This is a genomic window from Streptomyces sp. NRRL B-24085, from assembly GCF_001282115.1.
GTDB lineage: Bacteria > Actinomycetota > Actinomycetes > Streptomycetales > Streptomycetaceae > Streptomyces.
The window spans coordinates 1-16,568 of sequence record NZ_LJBR01000251.1 but is presented as its reverse complement, the minus strand read 5'-3'; the positions used below and the strand labels follow the sequence as shown (position 1 = coordinate 16,568).

Genomic DNA, 16,568 nt, shown 5'->3' with positions numbered 1-16,568 from the left:
GGCCATCTCAGCCCCACACCCTAGCGACGCACGCATATGGTTGTGGACTTCCGGGTAGAGCCGATGGTTGCACGTGCGGCTGTGCACGCAGGTGCGGATACCCCCGCTCAGGCCGGATACGGCGGAAATCCGCCGACCAGGTCCCGCACTTCTTCACGTGCCCGGGCGCTCTCGACCTCGCCGCGCACCACCCCCGCGAGCAGGGCGGCGATCCTCGTCATCTCCTTCTCGGCCATGCCCTGGGTGGTGACGGCGGCGGTGCCGAGGCGCAGTCCGCGGGTGTCCGCGTGCGGCAGCGCACAGCAGTCGAGCACCATCCCCGCGGCCGCGAGCCGACCCCGGGCCGTACGCCCCTCGACGCCGAGCGGTGCCGGATCGGCCGTCACCAGGTGGGTGTCGGTGCCGCCGGTGGTGACCGCGAACCCCTCGTCGGCCAGTCCGGCCGCGAGGACCCGCGCGTTGGCGACCACCTGACGGGCGTACGCGGTGAACGCCGAGGTCGCCGCCTCGCCGAACGCGACCGCCTTCGCGGCGATGGTGTGCATCTGGGCGCCGCCCTGGGTGAACGGGAAGACGGCCCGGTCGACCCGCTCGGCCAGTTCGCTCCCGCAGAGGATCATTCCGCCGCGGGGGCCGCGCAGCACCTTGTGCGTGGTGGCGCAGACGACGTCGGCGTACGGCACCGGACTGGGCGCCGCTCCCCCGGCGACGAGCCCGATGGGGTGGGCGGCGTCGGCGATGAGGTACGCGCCCACCTCGTCGGCGACCTCGCGGAAGAAGGCGTAGTCGATGTGCCGGGGGTAGGCGATGGAACCGCACACGATCGCCTTGGGGCGGTGGGTGCGGGCGAGGGCGCGCACCTGGTCGTGGTCGATGAGCCCGGTCTCGGCGTCGACGCCGTAGGGGACGAAGTCGAACCAGCGGCCTGAGAAGTTGGCGGGCGAGCCGTGGGTGAGGTGGCCGCCGTAGGGCAGGCCGAGGGCGAGGACGGTGTCGCCGGGGCGCAGCAGCGTGGCGTAGGCGGCCAGGACCGCCGAAGAGCCGGAGTGGGACTGGACGTTGGCGTGCTCGGCGCCGAAGAGGGTCTTGGCGCGGTCCACGGCGAGCCGTTCGGCCACGTCGACGATCTCGCAGCCGCCGTGGTGACGGGCGCCCGGGTAGCCCTCCGCGTACTTGTTGGCCAGCGGCGAGCCGAGCGCGGCCAGCACGGCCGGTGAGCAGAAGTTCTCGGCGGCGACGAGCTGGAGCGTCGACGACTGCCGGTCGAGCTCCCCGAGCAGGATCTCGGCCAGCTCGGGGTCCTGCCGCGCGAGGACGTCGGCGGTCTGGGGCGCATGGGTGACCGACATGGTGGACTCCGGGGCGTCGACGGTGACGTACGTCCAATGTAGGCCCGGGGCCCGTGGGGTGCCCGGTCGTTACGTCCTTGCGGGTACACCGGTGACCGCGGTGACGACCGGGGCCGGTCCCTCGTGCGCCCCGCCCCCGGGGCGCCGCCCCGCGTCACGTACGCGCGGGAACGCCCGTCAGTGCCGTGACGACCGGATCCAGCGCCTCGTGTATCTCGTCGCCGATCGAGCGGAAGAAGGTCAGCGGGGCGCCGTACGGGTCGAAGACCTCGTCGGCCTCGGCGGTCGGGGCCAGGAGCCACCCGCGTAGAGCGGCCGCCGCGCGGACCAGGGCGCGTGCGCGGACCACCAGGCCGTCCTCCAGGGGCGGCAGGGTCGCCGGGTCTATCGCCTTCACCAGGCGGGTGAACTCCTTCAGGGTGAAGGTGCGCAGGCCCGCCGAGTGGCCCATGGAGATGACCTGCTGGCGGTGGTCGCGGGTGGCGGTCAGGACCAGGTCCGCCATGATCACGTGCTCGTCCAGCAGCTCCCGCCCCGTGAAGCCGGAGGGGTCCGCGCCGAACTCGGCGAGGACGGTCTCCGCGTTGGCCTCCATGGGCGCGCCCTCGTGGCCCCAGGTCCCCGCGCTCTCCACCACCAGGCCGCCCCACAGCGGGTCGCCGAGCCGGTCCGCCAGGGCATGCCGGGTCAGCCGCTCGGTGATCGGCGAGCGGCAGACGTTGCCGGTGCTGACGTGGAGGATGCGGAAGCTGTCACGCGGGAGCCCTGTGAAGGTCCGCGTCTCTTCCCCGTCCCATATGCCACGCCCCGCGTCAGGGGCCGTCAATTCGCCACCTCGAGGTCGGGTACGACCTTCCTGAGCTCGTCCGCGGAGATCGCGCCCGCGCGCAGCAGCAGGGGCACCTCGCGGGTGACGTCGACGATGGAGGAGGGGACGTTGCCGGGGGTCGGGCCGCCGTCGAGGTAGACGGAGACCGAGTCGCCGAGCATGTCCTGGGCCGCGTCGCAGGTCTCCGGCGACGGGTGGCCGGTGAGGTTGGCGGAGGAGACCGCCATGGGGCCGACCTCGGTCAGCAGCTCGATGGCGACCGGGTGCAGGGGCATCCGGACGGCCACCGTGCCCCGGGTGTCGCCCAGGTCCCACTGGAGGGACGGCTGGTGCTTGGCGACGAGCGTGAGCGCGCCCGGCCAGAAGGCGTCGACGAGCTCCCAGGCCAGCTCGGAGAAGTCGGTGACGAGGCCGTGGAGGGTGTTCGGAGAGCCGATCAGCACGGGGGTGGGCATGTTGCGGCCCCGGCCCTTGGCCTCCAGGAGGTCGTGGACGGCCTCGGAGGAGAACGCGTCGGCGCCGATGCCGTACACCGTGTCGGTCGGGAGGACCACGAGCTCGCCACGGCGGACGGCGGACGCGGCTTCGCGCAGACCGGTCGTGCGGTCGGTCGCGTCGTTGGTGTCGTATCGCCGTGCCATATCTAGCGGGCCTCCTCGTACACGTACTGCGGGATGGAAGTGCGGGGCGTGCTCACGGCAGTGCCTTGCGGGCCGTGGCGAACCGGGGGCGGTTGTTGAGGTCGGGGTGGTCGGCCGCGTCGGCCCAGCCCCGCTCCTCGGTGAAGATCCACGGCACCTGGCCGCCCTGGGTGTCGGCGTGCTCGATGACGACCACGCCGCCGGGGCGCAGGAGCCGGTGTGCGGTCCGTTCCAGACCGCGGATGAGGTCGAGGCCGTCCTCGCCGGAGAACAGGGCGAGTTCGGGGTCGTAGTCCCGCGCCTCGGGGGCGACGTACTCCCACTCGGTGAGCGGGATGTAGGGCGGGTTGGAGATGACCAGGTCTACATGTCCGTCGAGGTCCGGGAAGGCGTCCAGGGCGTTGCCCTGCCGCAGGTCGACCCTGGACCCCTCGACGTTCTTCCGGGTCCAGCGCAGGGCTTCCTCGGACAGCTCCACGGCGTGCACGCGGGAGCGCGGCACCTCCTGGGCGAGGGCGAGCGCGATGGCGCCGGAGCCGGTGCACAGGTCGACGATGCACGGCTCGACGACGTCCATCGCGCGGACGGCGTCTATGGCCCACCCGACCACGGACTCGGTCTCCGGGCGGGGCACGAACACGCCGGGCCCCACCTGGAGTTCGAGGTAGCGGAAGTAGGCGAGGCCGGTGATGTGCTGGAGCGGCTCGCGCTGCTCACGGCGCGCGATGACCTCCCAGTAGCGGGCGTCGAAGTCCGCGTCCTTCACGGAGTGCAGCTCGCCCCGCTTCACGCCGTGCACGAACGCGGCGAGTTCCTCCGCGTCGTTGCGCGGCGAGGGCACGCCGGCGTCGGCCAGCCGCTGGGTGGCCTGGGCCACCTCTGCGAGCAGCAGGTTCACGCAAGTCCTCCGTGTCGTACTCGGTCGTGCGTACGTGCCTGTCAGGCAGCTGCCAGCTTCGCTGCCGAGTCCGCGTCGACACAGGCCTGGATCACCGCGTCGAGGTCGCCGTCCAGGACCTGGTCCAGGTTGTACGACTTGAAGCCGACACGGTGGTCCGAGATGCGGTTCTCCGGGAAGTTGTACGTGCGGATCTTCTCGGAGCGGTCGACGGTGCGGACCTGGCTGCGCCGGGCGTCGGCGGCATTGCGCTCCGCCTCCTCCTGCGCCGCCGCGAGCAGCCTGGAGCGCAGGATACGCAAGGCCTGCTCCTTGTTCTGCAACTGGCTCTTCTCGTTCTGGCAGGAGGCGACGACTCCGGTGGGAATGTGCGTGATGCGCACGGCGGAGTCGGTCGTGTTGACGGACTGCCCGCCGGGCCCCGAGGAGCGGTAGACGTCGATGCGCAGGTCGTTGGGGTTGATCTCGACGTCGACCTCCTCCGCCTCGGGCGTGACCAGCACACCGGCCGCGGAGGTGTGGATACGGCCCTGGGACTCCGTCGCCGGGACGCGCTGCACCCGGTGCACACCGCCCTCGTACTTCAGGCGGGCCCACACGCCCTGTCCGGGCTCGGTCGCGCCCTGTCCGCCCTTGGTCTTCACGGCGACCTGGACGTCCTTGTAGCCGCCCAGCTCGGACTCGGTGGCGTCGATGATCTCGGTCTTCCAGCCGACGCGCTCGGCGTAGCGCAGGTACATGCGCAGCAGGTCGCCGGCGAACAGCGCGGACTCGTCGCCGCCCGCGCCCGCCTTGATCTCGAGGATGACGTCCTTGTCGTCGCTGGGGTCGCGCGGGACGAGGAGGAGGCGCAGCTTCTCCGTCAGCTCGTCGCGGGCCTTCTCCAGCTCCTTGACCTCGGCGGCGAACTCCGGGTCGTCGGCGCCCAGTTCGCGCGCGGTCTCGATGTCGTCGCCGGTCTGCTTCCAGGAGCGGTACGTGGCGACGATCGGGGTGAGCTCGGCGTAGCGCTTGTTCAGCTTGCGCGCGTTGGCCTGGTCGGAGTGGACCGACGGGTCGGCGAGCTTCTTCTCCAGGTCGGCGTGCTCACCGACGAGTTCCTCGACGGCCTCGAACATCTTTGGCTCCTGAACTGCGTAAAGAAAGAGGGTGGGCGGGCGACCAAAAACGCCGGTCCCGGCGCACTCCGAGGAGTGCGGCGTGGACCGGCGCTGGTGGCTCGCTACTTCTTGGCAGCAGCCTTGCCGAAGCGGGCCTCGAAGCGGGCCACACGGCCACCGGTGTCGAGGATCTTCTGCTTGCCCGTGTAGAACGGGTGGCACTCGGAGCAGACCTCGGCGCGGATGGTGCCGCTGGAGATCGTGCTGCGGGTGGTGAACGACGCGCCGCAGGTGCAGGAAACCTGCGTCTCGACGTACTCGGGGTGGATGTCGCGCTTCAAGGTGTCTCCTAGTTCCGGGAGGGCACCGGGTCGCCACCGCGGGCTGCGGGAGCGTGAACCGGGGCCGACGTACCAGTCTGCCAGCACTGGCCGCATCCCCCAAAACGAGGGGGTGCCGCGGTCTATTCCCGGCTGCTCCGGCCCCCTCCCTCAGGAGGTCACGACGCCCTTGGCCTGGCCCGTCGCCGTGTCTTCGGTGGCCGACCTCGGGATCGGCCGGTCGTGCTCCAGGGCCGTCCAGATCTGCCGGGCCTTGGCCTCCTGGACGAGGACCCGGTTGGGGTTCGCCGGGTCGTAGCGGACCGGCAGGGTGACCATGGTCATGTCCGACGGGCTGATGCCCTTGAGGCCGCTCGCGAAGGAGACCAGGGAGTTCACCGAGCCGAGGTCGGAGTCGGTGGTGACGGCCTTGGTGGCGGTGTCGGCGAGGTCGTACAGCTTCTTGGGGCTGGTCAGCACGCCCACGCTCTTGACCTGCTTGACCAGCGCCTTGATGAAGGCCTGCTGGAGCTGGATGCGGCCGAGGTCGGAGCCGTCGCCGACGCCGTGCCGGGTGCGGACGAGACCGAGGGCCTGGGCGCCGGTGAGCTCGTGGGTGCCGGCCTTGAGGTCGAGGTGGCTGTCGGTGTCCTTGATGTCCCTGGTCGTGGTGACCGTGACCCCGCCGAGTTCGTCGACCAGCTTCTCGAAGCCGCTGAAGTCGACCTCCAGGTAGTGGTCCATGCGGATGTCGGTCATGGTCTCGACGGTCTTGACAGCACAGGCCGCTCCGCCGGTCGTGTAGGCGGAGTTGAACATGACGTCCGTCGCGGCGTCGTGCTCCTTGCCGTCGGTGTCGGTGCACTCCGGGCGGTCGATCAGGGTGTCGCGCGGGATGGAGACCACAGCGGCCTTCTTGTGGCCCTCGTACACGTGGATGATCATCGCGGTGTCGGAGCGGGCGCTGCCGTCGTCGGTGCCCCCGCCGAGCTCCCGGTTGGAGCCGGAGCGGGTGTCCGAGCCCAGGACGAGGATGTTCTCGGAGCCGTTGTCGGCCTTCGCGGGCCGGGCGCTGCCGAGGACCTGGTCGATGTCGACGCTCTTGATGTTGCCGTTGAGCTTGAAGTACACGTAGCCGGCCCCGGTGCCGCCCAGCACGAGGATCCCCGCGGCGACCCACGCCGTGATCAGCAGGCCCTTGCGCCCCTTGCTGCGGGGTTTGCGGCGGCGTCCCTCGCCACCCGGTTCTCCGGGTATCGGCGTGCTCTCGGCTGACATGTGCTCCTCGAATCTCGTCCGGTCGGTTACCCCCTGTTTTCAGGGTCAGACGTGGTCACGGAAGACCCGTACCGCACCATGTTCGCTCTGCCTGGTCAGACGGCGAAACTCGGGAAAGGGTTGCACAACGGGCTGTGACCACCACGTGCAGCGGTGGTCACAGCCCGTCACGGAAGCATCAGGGCGAGCCCTGTTCACCAGCGGTTTCAGCCAAAGATGTCGTACTGCTGGAAACCGGTGCCCATGCTGGACCTTGTGGCGAAGATCTCGCTGGTCGCCTTACCGGTGCCCTTGTACAGGTAGAGCGTGCCGCCGGGCGTGCGGGCCACGAGGTCGGCCCTGCCGTCGCCGGTGATGTCACCGACGGCGTCGAAGGCGTTGTACGTCGTGCTGCTCCAGTTGCGCACCTTCACCCGGGCCGCGAAGACGCCCGTGCCGGACTTGCCGGTGCCCTTGTACAGGTAGATGTCGCCCGTGCTCTTGTTGCGGGCGAGCACGTCCGCCTTGCCGTCACCGGTGAAGTCGCCGTGGCCCAGCAGGAAGTTGTACTGGCTCCAGCCGCCGCCGACCCTGACCCGGGCCGCGAAGCTGCCGTCGCCGTTGCCCGGGTAGATCCACAGGACGCCCGCGGAGTCGACCGAGAGCAGGTCGGGCTTGTAGTCGCCGGTCACGTCGCCGGGGGTGACGATCCGGGTGCGGGTCCGCCAGTCGGTGAAGACCTTCTTCGGGGCGGCCCAGGCGCCTCCGGTGGAGGACGGGACGAACCGCAGCCAGTAGACGTCACCGGTGGCGGAGACGCGGTACATCAGGTCCTGGAAGCCGTCCCGGTTGAGGTCGGTCTGCCGGACGAGGTTCACGCCGTTCCAGTCGCCCCAGGACTGCCGGGCGGCCAGGGTCGTGCCCTTGGAGTCCAGCTCGTAGCCGACCTTGGTGGAGGAGTTGCGCACCCACAGGTCGGCCTTGTGGTCGAAGTTCAGGTTGGTGTCGTCGACGCGCGGGTAGGCGGCGCCGACGTACTTGCTGACCTTGGTGAAGACGCTGTAGGCGCCCTTGGCGACGCAGTCCGTCACGTTCCAGGAGACGACGCCGACGATCCGCCCGTTCACGACGAGGGGGCCGCCGGAGTCACCGCTGCAGATGGCGGTCGTACCGGAGTCGCTGCCGCTGGCGGCGGGGCCCGCGCACGTCATGTGCCCCTTGATGAACCAGGAGCCGTAGGCCGCGGCGCAGGTCGTGTCCGACTTGATGGGCAGCGTGGCCGTCTTCAGCGTCTCGGAGATGGCGTCGCTGGTGGAGCTGGTGCGGCCCCAGCCGTAGACCTTGGCGGTCTTGGCGCCGGTCGTGGCGGGGTCGTAGGAGGCGGTGTCCGTGGACGTCGTCATGCGGATCGGGGTCGCCTTGACGGGGGCCGCCAGGGTCAGGACCGCGATGTCGTTGTCGATGGTGTCCTCGTTGTACGACGGGTGGTACCACTGCCGCAGCACGGCCGTGGCGGTACCGCCGTGCAGGTCGCCGTCCTCGGAGAGCAGCTGGGTGGCCCCGGTCACCACGGTGCCGCCCTTGGCCCAGTTCGCGCCCTTGACGCAGTGCGCGGCGGTGAGGATCTTCGTCGGCGCGACGACCGCGCCGCCGCAGAAGAAGCCGGTGTCGTCGCTGGTGTCCGTGGTGCCCTTGTCGTCGACGTACCAGAGCTGGGCCATCCAGGGGGCGGAGCTGATGGTGGTCGTCGTGCCGCCGATGATCATCGGCGAGATGGTGGAGTCGACCGTGCCACCGCTGGCCGGCGTCCGGGTCGCGGTGCGGGTGGTGTCCACGACCGCGGCCGCCTCGGCGACGCGCCGCTTCAGCTCGGCCTGCGACGGCGTGGACACCGCGGGCGCGGCCGGTGCCTGCGGTTCGGGCACCACGGTGGCGGCGTTCGCCGACGTGGCCAGCAGCGCGGCGGCCACGGCGACGGGCAGTGCGATCCAGGCGCGCCGTCTGTACCGGCCGGCGCCTCCGGACATGGGTATGCCCATGCAAGTCCCCCCAAGGGATCAGAAGAAGCTCAGAGATCGAAAATTCGACCGAAGAGCGTGATCGTAAACCAAAGAGGGCCGCCCCCTGGCAACAGGGGCGGCCCTCTTTCCGAACGCTTGACGTCAGTCGCCGTTGCCCGGCGTCGGCGTCGTCTTCTGGATCTGCATCAGGAACTCGGCGTTCGACTTCGTCTGCTTCATCTTGTCGAGGAGCAGCTCCACGGCCTGCTGCTGGTCGAGGGCGTGCAGCACCCGGCGCAGCTTCCAGACGATGGCCAGCTCGTCGGGGGCGAGCAGGATCTCTTCCTTACGGGTACCGGACGCGTCGACGTCCACCGCGGGGAAGATCCGCTTGTCGGCGAGCTTGCGGTCGAGCTTGAGCTCGGCGTTGCCGGTGCCCTTGAACTCCTCGAAGATGACCTCGTCCATGCGGGACCCGGTGTCCACCAGGGCGGTGGCGAGGATGGTCAGCGAACCGCCGTCCTCGATGTTGCGGGCCGCACCGAAGAAGCGCTTCGGCGGGTACAGGGCGGTCGAGTCGACACCACCGGACAGGATGCGGCCGGAGGCGGGCGCGGCGAGGTTGTACGCACGGCCCAGACGCGTGATCGAGTCGAGCAGGACGACGACGTCGTGGCCCAGCTCCACCAGCCGCTTGGCGCGCTCGATGGCGAGCTCGGCGACCGTGGTGTGGTCCTCGGCGGGGCGGTCGAAGGTCGAGGAGATGACCTCGCCCTTGACCGACCGCTGCATGTCGGTGACCTCTTCCGGACGCTCGTCGACCAGGACGACCATCAGGTGGCACTCGGGGTTGTTGTGCGTGATCGCGTTGGCGATCGCCTGCATGATCATGGTCTTGCCGGTCTTCGGCGGGGCCACGATCAGACCGCGCTGGCCCTTACCGATCGGCGACACGAGGTCGATGATGCGGGTGGTGAGCACGCCCGGGTCGGTCTCCAGGCGCAGGCGGTCCTGCGGGTACAGCGGGGTGAGCTTGTTGAACTCCGGGCGGCCGCGGCCGTGTTCGGGCGCCATGCCGTTGACGGAGTCCAGGCGGACCAGCGCGTTGAACTTCTCGCGCCGCTCGCCTTCCTTGGGCTGGCGGACCGCGCCGGTGATGTGGTCGCCCTTGCGCAGGCCGTTCTTGCGGACCTGGGCGAGGGAGACGTACACGTCGTTCGGCCCGGGCAGGTAGCCCGACGTCCGGATGAAGGCGTAGTTGTCGAGGATGTCCAGGATGCCCGCGACCGGGATCAGGACGTCGTCCTCGTTGATCTGCGGCTCGGGGCCGCCCATCTCGTCACGCCCACGGCGGCCACGGCGGTCGCGGTAACGGCCCCGGCGGCCGCGGCGGCCGCCCTCGAAGTCGTCGTCGTCCTGCGGGCCGTTGTCGCGCTGCTGGCGGTCCTGACGGCCGCCGCCCTGCTGCTGGTTCTGCTGCTGGCGGTCCTGACGGCCGCCCCCCTGCTGGTCGTCGCCCTTGCGACGGTCACCGCGGTCACCACGCTCACCGCGGTCACGGCCGCGGTCACGGCGGTCGCGGCGGCCACGGCCCTCGCCGTCACCGGCGTCGCCCTGCGGCTGCTGCGCGGGCGTCTCGGCCTTGGGCTCGCTCTTCGCCTCGGCCACGACGGTCTCGGGGCTGCCCGCGGGGGCGCCCGCCTCGGCGGTGGCACGGCGGCGACGGCGCTCGGCGGGGGCGTCGTCGCCCCCGCGCTCGGCGGCCGGCTGGCCGGGGATCTCGATCTGCTGCTGGGCCACGGCCTTGTCGGCGGGGGCCTCGCTGTTGGCCTCCGCCTTCTTCTCGGCGGCCTCGCCGGTACGGGCCTTGGAGGTGGCGCGGCGCTTCGGCTTGGTCTCGGCGGCGTCGCCGGCGGCCGAGGACGCGGCCTTGGGAGCCGCGGCACCTCCCCCGGCCTGCGCCTCCTTGATGACCTCGATCAACTGGCTCTTGCGCATACGCGCGGTGCCCTTGATACCGAGGCCGGATGCGACCTGCTGCAGCTCGGCCAGCACCATGCCGTCGAGGCCGGTACCGCGGCGCCGCCGGGAGCCGGCACCGCTGGCAGGCGCGGAGGCGTCCGTGGCGGGCGCGGCAGCGGTCTCCTCGACACGTGCGCCCATCAGATCGGTGGTGTCGCTCACGAAGGGTCCTTCCCTGGAGCGGACGTCGGCCTGTCTGGCTCGGCGACCGTTTGTGCTGTCCGACGTCGGTCCCATCCTTGTGGACCGTGCCGGGGCGGTGGTCCGCCTGAACGGCGGAGGAATGTGGTGACGGCGCTTCCGAGAGCCGTGGCACTGAGTGTCCGTGTCACGTGGCTTGGTCACACCGGTTCCGGAGCGTGCCCGGCAAGTCGCTCAGTGCTCGCGTACGAGGTACTGCCCATGTACGTCGTACGGAACGCAGTGCGGCTTGGGAGGCTCCCGGAAGAATGTCTGTCCCGGACGGGGACGTGAAGCACCTCGCCATGGTGGGGTCGGGTGCAGACTTGAGATTAACACTACCGGATCCAACAAACATTCCCCCTCTCGAAATCCGGCACACGCCGGATCTCAGATGTCACTGGCCGCCGCGAGCGGGAGCACACAGGCCCCCTGGGCGTCGAGTTCCAGCCGGTTGGCGGCCCAGCCCTCGCCCGCCAGGTGAGCCACCTTGTCGGCGCTGTCCGCGTCGGCGAGCGCGAGCACGGTCGGCCCCGCCCCCGAGATGACTGCCGGGACTCCGTCGGCCCGCAGCCGCTCCACCAGTGCGGCGCTCTCCGGCATGGCGGGAGCGCGGTACTCCTGGTGCAGACGGTCCTCGGTGGCCGGCAGCAGCAGCTCGGGGCGCCGGGTGAGGGCCTCGACGAGCAGCGCGGCACGGCCGGCGTTGGCGGCGGCGTCGACGTGCGGCACGGAGCGCGGGAGCAGTCCGCGCGCGGTCTCGGTCAGGACGGGCTTCCCGGGCACGAAAACCACCGGAACGATGGAATCGGCGGGCTCCATCCTGATCGCCCGGGCGGCGCCGGCCTCCATCCAGGAGAGCGTGAAACCGCCGAGCAGACAGGCCGCCACGTTGTCGGGGTGGCCCTCGATCTCGGTGGCCAGCTCCAGGAGCGCGGTGTCGTCGAGCCGGGCCTCGCCGCCTATGGTCACGGCGCGGGCGGCGACGATCCCGGCGCAGATGGCGGCCGAGGAGGAGCCGAGGCCGCGGCCGTGCGGGATGCGGTTGGCGCAGACGATCTCCAGGCCGCGCGGCTGACCGCCCAGCAGGTCGAACGCGGTGCGCAGGGAGCGTACGAGGAGGTGCTTCTCGTCACGCGGGAGCGTCTCGCTGCCCTCCCCCGCGATGTCGATGTGCAGCCCTGAGTCGGCCACCCGGACGACGACGTCGTCGTAGAGCCCCAGCGAGAGGCCCAGGGCGTCGAAGCCCGGGCCGAGGTTGGCGCTGGTGGCGGGGACGCGCACCCGGACGGCGGCGGCGCGGAAGGCGGGACCGGCCATCTCTCGATGACTCTCCTTGAGCTGCGTGATTGTCGAATGACATTCGATGACGTACGAAGACCCTGCGGGCCGCGGAGACGACACGGCACCCCGCTGTACGCGAGGGCATATGCAGCGGGCGGGTTCGGTACAGCCTATCGAAGGAAGGTTCTGTGGCGACATAGGGCGCACAGGAGGCGCACGATGCGTGTCGTAAGCCCCCTGTGCACCCCTTCTGGGGATTCCCTGCTCAGGCGCCGCGGAACGGGTCTCAGGCGAGGCCGAGGCGCTCGGCCGCCGTCGCCGCGTCGACCGGGACGGTGACGGGCTGCGGGGCGCCCGCGACGGCCCAGTCGGGGTCCTTGAGGCCGTTGCCGGTGACCGTGCACACGATCTTCTGGCCCGGGTCGACCTTGCCCTGCTCGGCCGCCTTCAGCAGACCGGCCACCGAGGCGGCGGAGGCGGGCTCCACGAAGACGCCCTCCTGTGCGGCCAACAGCCGGTAGGCGCGCAGGATCTCACGGTCCGTCACCTCGTCGATGAACCCGCCGGACTCCTCCTTCGCCGCGATCGCGTACTGCCAGGAGGCGGGGTTGCCGATGCGGATCGCGGTGGCGATGGTCGACGGGTCCTTGACGACCTCGCCGCGCACGATGGGCGCGGAGCCGGAGGCCTGGAAGCCCCACATCCGGGGCGTCCTGGCGGCCACGCCGTCGGCGGCGTACTCCTTGTAGCCCTTCCAGTACGCCGTGATGTTGCCGGCGTTGCCGACCGGCAGCACGTGGATGTCGGGCGCGTCGCCGAGCATGTCGACGATCTCGAACGCGGCCGTCTTCTGCCCCTCGATACGCACCGGGTTGACCGAATTGACCAGCGCCACCGGGTAGTTGTCGCTCAGCGAGCGGGCCAGGGTGAGGCAGTCGTCGAAGTTGCCGTCGACCTGGAGGATCTTCGCGCCGTGCACGAGGGCCTGGCCCATCTTGCCGAGCGCGATCTTGCCCTGCGGGACGAGCACGGCGGAGACCATGCCCGCGCGTACGGCGTAGGCGGCGGCGCTGGCCGAGGTGTTGCCGGTGGAGGCGCAGATGACCGCCTTCGCGCCCTCCTCCTTGGCCCGCGTGATGGCCATGGTCATGCCGCGGTCCTTGAAGGACCCGGTGGGGTTGGCGCCCTCCACCTTGAGGTGGACCTCGCACCCGGTGCGCTCGGAGAGCACCTGCGCGGGCACGAGGGGCGTGCCGCCCTCGCGGAGCGTCACGACCGGCGTGGTGTCGGAGACGGGCAGCCGGTCCCGGTACTCCTCGATGATTCCGCGCCACTGGTGGGTCATTGCTGGTTACTCTCCTTCAACCCGCATGATGCTGGCGACACCCCGCACGGTGTCGAGCTTGCGCAACGCCTCGACGGTCCCGCCCAGGGCGGCGTCCGACGCGCGGTGCGTGACGACGACGAGGGACGCCTCGCCGTCCTTCCCCTGCTGCCGAACGGTATCGATGGACACCCCGTGCTCGGCGAACACGGTGGCGACCTGGGCGAGAACACCCGGTTTGTCGGCCACGTCCAGGCTGATGTGGTAGCGCGTGACGACCTCGCCCATGCCCTCGACGGGCAGGGCGGCGTACGCGGACTCACCGGGTCCGGTCGTGCCGCTGAGCCGGTTGCGGCAGACGGCGACGAGGTCGCCGAGGACGGCGGAGGCGGTGGGGGCGCCGCCCGCGCCCGGGCCGTAGAACATGAGCTGGCCGGAGGCGTCGGACTCGACGAACACGGCGTTGTACGCGCCGCGGACGGAGGCGAGCGGGTGGGTGAGCGGGATCATCGCGGGGTGCACGCGCGCGGTGACGGACCGGCCGTCCTCGGCGCGCTCGCAGATGGCGAGCAGCTTGATGGTGCAGCCCATCTCCTTCGCCGAGGCGAAGTCGGCGGCGGTGACCTCGGTCATGCCCTCGCGGTAGACGTCGTCGAGGCGCACGCGCGTGTGGAAGGCGATCCCGGCGAGGATGGCGGCCTTGGCGGCGGCGTCGAACCCCTCGACGTCGGCGGTCGGGTCGGCCTCGGCGTACCCGAGGGCGGTGGCCTCGTCGAGGGCCTCCTGGTATCCCGCGCCCGTGCTGTCCATCTTGTCGAGGATGAAGTTGGTCGTGCCGTTGACGATCCCGAGCACCCGGTTGACCTTGTCGCCGGCGAGGGACTCGCGCAGCGGGCGGATCAGCGGGATGGCACCGGCGACGGCGGCCTCGTAGTAGAGGTCCTTGTCGGCCTTCAGGGCCGCCGCGTGCAGGGCGGCGCCGTCCTGGGCGAGGAGCGCCTTGTTGGCGGAGACGACAGAGGCGCCGTGCTCGAAGGCGGTGGTGATGAGGGAGCGCGCGGGCTCGATCCCGCCGATGACCTCCACGACCACGTCGATGTCGCCGCGTTTGACGAGGGCGGTCGCGTCGGTGGTGACGAGCTCCTGCGGGATGCCCTCGCGGACCTTGGAGGGACGCCGTACCGCGACGCCCGCGAGCTCCACGGGGGCCCCGATCCGCGCGGCGAGGTCGTCGGCGTGCGTCGTCATGATGCGCGCCACCTCTGAGCCGACCACTCCACAGCCCAGCAGCGCCACCTTCAGCGGACGCGTACGCATCATCCGACCTCGTTTCCTCATACCGTCTACGGTGGGTCCAGTCTCACTCACCGGACGGGAGTTTCTGCCCCTCGTCCGGATGATGAGACATCTATTTCATTTCCACGGGGCCGGAAGACCGTAGATCTTCCAGCCCCGGCCTGGGTCAGCCGACGTCGAGCCGCAGCAGGTCCTCCTCGGTCTCGCGGCGGACGATGACGCGGGACTCCCCGTCGCCGACGGCGACGACCGGCGGGCGCAGCACGTGGTTGTAGTTGCTCGCCATGGACCGGCAGTAGGCGCCCGTCGCCGGTACGGCGATGAGGTCACCCGGTGCCAGGTCGGCCGGCAGGAACGCGTCCTTGACCACGATGTCCCCGCTCTCGCAGTGCTTGCCGACGACCCGCGCGAGCATGGGCTCGGCGTCGCTGGTGCGGGACACGAGGGCGACGGTGTACTCGGCGTCGTACAGCGCGGTGCGGATGTTGTCCGACATCCCGCCGTCGACGGAGACGTAGGTGCGCAGCCCGTCGAGGGGCTTGACGGTGCCGACCTCGTAGAGCGTGAAGGCGGTCGGACCGACGATGGCGCGGCCGGGCTCGACGGAGATGCGCGGGGTCCGCAGCCTGGCGGCCTCGCACTCCCGCGTCACGATCTCGGTGAGGGCCTTGGCGATCTCGTGCGGTTCGCGCGGGTCGTCGTCGGAGGTGTAGGCGATCCCGAGCCCGCCCCCGAGGTCGATCTCGGGCAGCTCGACGCCGTGCTCGTCACGGACGTCCTTGAGCAGGCCGACCACGCGGTGCGCGGCGACCTCGAAGCCGGACATGTCGAAGATCTGCGAGCCGATGTGGGAGTGGATGCCGATGAGTTCGAGTCCGTCGAGCTGCAACGCGCGCCGCACGGCCTCGGCAGCCTGCCCGCCCGCCAGCGGGATGCCGAACTTCTGGTCCTCGTGGGCGGTGGCGATGAACTCGTGGGTGTGCGCCTCGACGCCGACGGTGATCCGGATCTGGACCCGCTGCCGCTTCCCGAGGCTCTGGGCGATGTGCGCGACCCGGACGATCTCCTGGAAGGAGTCGAGGACGATGCGTCCGACACCTTCGGTGATCGCGCGGTGGATCTCCTCCGTCGACTTGTTGTTGCCGTGGAAGGCGATGCGGTCGGCGGGCATGCCGGCGGAGAGCGCGGTGGCGAGCTCGCCCCCGGAGCACACGTCGAGGTTGAGCCCCTCCTCGTGCAGCCAGCGCACGACGGCCCGGGACAGGAACGCCTTGCCGGCGTAGAAGACGTCGGCGTCATGCCCGAAGGCGGTGCGCCAGGCCCGCGCCCGGGCCCGGAAGTCGGCCTCGTCGAGGATGTAGGCGGGGGTGCCGTGCTGTTCGGCGAGCGTCTTCACGTCGACACCGCCGACGGTGGCGACCCCTTCCGCGTTGCGGCCGACGGTCTGGGCCCACACCTTGGGGTCGAGGGTGTTGAGGTCGGCGGGCGGGGCGGAGTAGTGGCCCTCGGGAAGGACGTCGGCGTGACGGGGCCCGGCGGGGTGTGCGGAACGGCTCATCTTCTTGACTGGCTCTCTGTTCTCAGAGGTGTTCGGGGGCGTCGATGCCGAGCAGGGTCAGGCCGCCGGCCAGCACCGCCCCGGCGGCTTCGGCGAGCGCGAGCCGGGCACGGTGGGCGGCCGAGGGTTTCGCCGCACCGCGCGGCAGGACGACGGTGAGAAGGGGGAGCACGGCATCGGCGACGGTGACGAGGTGCCGGGCCAGACGGTCGGGGGCGCGGTGCGCGGCGGCGGCCCGCAGGACGCGGGGGTGGTCGGCGAGGGCGTTCCGGAGGCGGGTCGGGTCCGGTACGGCCGCGGCCGCCTTGTCTGCGCCTGGTGGGTGCACGTCCCCGGGCTCGGCGTGGAAGCCCAGGTCGGCGGCGTTGCGGGTGAGGGCCCGGGTGCGGGCGTGGGCGTACCGGACCCGGAAGAGAGGGTTGCTCTCCCGCTGGGCCAGGTGCTCGGCGGTGATGCGGGGCCGGTCGTGGGGCGCGGGGTGAAGCAGCGCCCAGCGGCCGGCCCCGCATC

The 16,568-nt window shown here is 71.0% G+C and carries 14 protein-coding genes; all 14 read right to left on the bottom strand.

The features are described from left to right. Positions 1 to 107: 107 nt before the first annotated feature. The gene (gene glyA, locus AOJ26_RS25930; RefSeq protein WP_053850761.1) at positions 108 to 1,349 is read right to left on the bottom strand and encodes a serine hydroxymethyltransferase; all 1,242 of its coding nucleotides are present in this window, start codon (positions 1,347 to 1,349) and stop codon (positions 108 to 110) included. Positions 1,350 to 1,503: 154 nt separating this feature from the next. Continuing rightward, complete coding sequence (locus AOJ26_RS25925; protein WP_053850760.1) at positions 1,504 to 2,175, bottom strand: low molecular weight phosphatase family protein; 672 nt, start codon at positions 2,173 to 2,175, stop codon at positions 1,504 to 1,506. Then, complete coding sequence (locus AOJ26_RS25920) at positions 2,172 to 2,819, bottom strand: L-threonylcarbamoyladenylate synthase (protein ID WP_020136571.1); 648 nt, start codon at positions 2,817 to 2,819, stop codon at positions 2,172 to 2,174. The genes AOJ26_RS25925 and AOJ26_RS25920 overlap by 4 nt, the downstream gene beginning before the upstream one ends. Before the next feature lie 52 nt (positions 2,820 to 2,871). Then, positions 2,872 to 3,717 (bottom strand): peptide chain release factor N(5)-glutamine methyltransferase, encoded by an 846-nt coding sequence (gene prmC / locus AOJ26_RS25915; RefSeq protein WP_053850759.1) that lies wholly within the window; start codon positions 3,715 to 3,717, stop codon positions 2,872 to 2,874. Positions 3,718 to 3,758: 41 nt separating this feature from the next. After that, positions 3,759 to 4,835 (bottom strand): peptide chain release factor 1, encoded by a 1,077-nt coding sequence (prfA, locus tag AOJ26_RS25910; protein ID WP_037721439.1) that lies wholly within the window; start codon positions 4,833 to 4,835, stop codon positions 3,759 to 3,761. A 104-nt stretch (positions 4,836 to 4,939) separates the two neighbouring features. Further along, on the bottom strand, positions 4,940 to 5,158 hold the full coding sequence (gene rpmE, locus AOJ26_RS25905; RefSeq protein ID WP_007384712.1) for a 50S ribosomal protein L31: 219 nt from the start codon (positions 5,156 to 5,158) through the stop codon (positions 4,940 to 4,942). A 150-nt stretch (positions 5,159 to 5,308) separates the two neighbouring features. Next, entirely contained in the window at positions 5,309 to 6,415 is a 1,107-nt protein-coding gene (locus AOJ26_RS25900) for an LCP family protein (RefSeq protein WP_053850758.1), read from the bottom strand. 206 nt (positions 6,416 to 6,621) lie between these two features. Next, complete coding sequence (locus tag AOJ26_RS25895; protein ID WP_053850757.1) at positions 6,622 to 8,421, bottom strand: trypsin-like serine protease; 1,800 nt, start codon at positions 8,419 to 8,421, stop codon at positions 6,622 to 6,624. Positions 8,422 to 8,556: 135 nt separating this feature from the next. Then, positions 8,557 to 10,578 (bottom strand): transcription termination factor Rho, encoded by a 2,022-nt coding sequence (rho, locus tag AOJ26_RS25890; protein ID WP_053850756.1) that lies wholly within the window; start codon positions 10,576 to 10,578, stop codon positions 8,557 to 8,559. Between the two features lie 408 nt (positions 10,579 to 10,986). Next, the gene (gene thrB, locus AOJ26_RS25885; RefSeq protein ID WP_053850755.1) at positions 10,987 to 11,916 is read right to left on the bottom strand and encodes a homoserine kinase; all 930 of its coding nucleotides are present in this window, start codon (positions 11,914 to 11,916) and stop codon (positions 10,987 to 10,989) included. Positions 11,917 to 12,166: 250 nt separating this feature from the next. Beyond that, positions 12,167 to 13,225: a threonine synthase gene (gene thrC / locus AOJ26_RS25880; RefSeq protein ID WP_053850754.1), complete on the bottom strand. Its 1,059-nt coding sequence runs from the start codon at positions 13,223 to 13,225 to the stop codon at positions 12,167 to 12,169. 6 nt (positions 13,226 to 13,231) lie between these two features. Further along, a complete protein-coding gene (locus AOJ26_RS25875) occupies positions 13,232 to 14,524 on the bottom strand; it encodes a homoserine dehydrogenase (RefSeq protein WP_053850753.1) in 1,293 nt (430 codons plus the stop codon). A 142-nt stretch (positions 14,525 to 14,666) separates the two neighbouring features. After that, positions 14,667 to 16,058 (bottom strand): diaminopimelate decarboxylase, encoded by a 1,392-nt coding sequence (gene lysA, locus AOJ26_RS25870; RefSeq protein ID WP_053850752.1) that lies wholly within the window; start codon positions 16,056 to 16,058, stop codon positions 14,667 to 14,669. 22 nt (positions 16,059 to 16,080) lie between these two features. Further along, positions 16,081 to 16,568 (bottom strand): DALR anticodon-binding domain-containing protein (locus tag AOJ26_RS25865; protein ID WP_256979450.1); only part of this gene is annotated, 488 nt, incomplete at its 5' end.